Source organism: Acinetobacter sp. YH12086 (assembly GCF_013419345.1).
GTDB lineage: Bacteria > Pseudomonadota > Gammaproteobacteria > Pseudomonadales > Moraxellaceae > Acinetobacter > Acinetobacter amyesii.
The window spans coordinates 1-1,521 of sequence record NZ_VPAF01000050.1; the positions used below are offsets into that span (position 1 = coordinate 1).

2 protein-coding genes are annotated in these 1,521 nt (G+C 40.6%); both read left to right on the forward strand.

Going from position 1 to position 1,521, the window contains the following annotated elements; all coding sequences use genetic code 11:
• Positions 1–166: 166 nt before the first annotated feature.
• Positions 167–580: a cation efflux protein, CzcI-like gene (locus FTU29_RS17195; RefSeq protein ID WP_225530251.1), complete on the forward strand. Its 414-nt coding sequence runs from the start codon at positions 167–169 to the stop codon at positions 578–580.
• A gap of 48 nt (positions 581–628) precedes the next feature.
• On the forward strand, positions 629–1,521 hold an 893-nt coding region (locus FTU29_RS17200; RefSeq protein WP_180123026.1), incomplete at its 3' end, for a TolC family protein.

Sequence of the window (1,521 nt, forward strand, 5' to 3'; positions counted from 1 at the left end):
ATCTATTGTTATTCTTACCTGAAATTGATGTGAGCTTATAGAGACAAGGTAAATTTGCAAAAGTGCCGGCTATTCAGTGTTCATTGAATGTTTAATTTAATTTATTAAGCTTGACCTTGGAGTGGCTCTAAGCCTTATACTTGGTACAAATTTTTCGATTGTTATGATGATGCGTTCTACTACATGGATTACAGTCTTGGTTGGATTGTTCATGTTCCAAAGCTTTTGGAATGTGGCGGCGGCCTTTTGTGTCCATGAACAACAGCCTCAATCACAGCAGAGTTATCATTTTGGTCATCACCAAAATACCTTGTGTGCCAGCGATAGTCGTCAACACGATCATAATGGACAGTCAGAAAACATAAAAACATTCAGTAGCGATTTAGAAATCGGTGAAGATCATCAAGATCATCTACCATCGATGACGCATTTGATTGTACAAAATGAAAAAGTAGATGTGTTTCATCCAAGCTCTGAAGTTAAAGTGAATCCACAATTTCATTGGAAAAACAGCTATCAGGCTCCTGACCTGTTTCAACAAAGCCCACCTCCCGAATTTTCCCCGCTCATGGTGGGGTAGCCTAAAACATTCCCACCACTTTTATTATTTAAATAAGTGGGAAAAATCATGTCTTCACAATCAATTATACTCTTGCGTCATAGCTTGGTTGCTTGTATATGTGCAGCGGCTATGCAATATAGCTATGCTGAAAACGTTACCAGCTTTGAATCCGCTTTAGCAAAAGTACAAAGTTACCAGACTCAAGACAAGCTGTGGCAACAAGTTCAGCAAATATCTGAATTGAATATTCAGCAAAGTCGGTTATGGCAGAATCCAAGTATAAGTTTAGAACAGTCTGGCTTTGGCTCAGGTCAAGAACAGGAATTCAATGTTGGCGTTAGTCAACCTCTAGATCTATTTGGTCAGCGTAAGCTGAACCGGGTGATTGCCAATACCTCGAATCAACAAATCCAATTGCAACAGCAATTATGGAAGGCACAAAGCCAACTGATTGTTAAATTTGCATGGTCGCAATTTGCACTTGCTGAGGTTGAGCAGTCTGCTTATTCAGTACAGTTAAAAACAAGTAAAGCCAATCTGGACAGTGCCCAGAAACGCTATCAGGCAGGCAGTATTGCCCTGGTTGATTTTGAGCGTACCCAAATTGAAGCGCTAGAAATCCAACGACTTTATCAGCAAGCGATGCTGAATAAACAAGCTGCCGGTCGTCAGCTGTCTAATTTGTGGGGGGGAGAAACATCTTCACATCTTCAATTGAATAAAACCGCTATCCCTTGGCCAGAGCAAAGTCTCCAAACTGTGCAACGGTATATTGCTGAAGGGTGGCTAGAAAAATTCTATGCCTTGAACATTCAGCAATCGGATCATCAAATTGAAAATTTAAGAATTCAGGCACGTCCCAATCCGACTTTAAATGTAGGCATGAAACGTAGCAAAACCCCTAATGAAAGCAACGATACGACTTTGGCAATCGGCGTGGCTATTCCACTGAATATTTT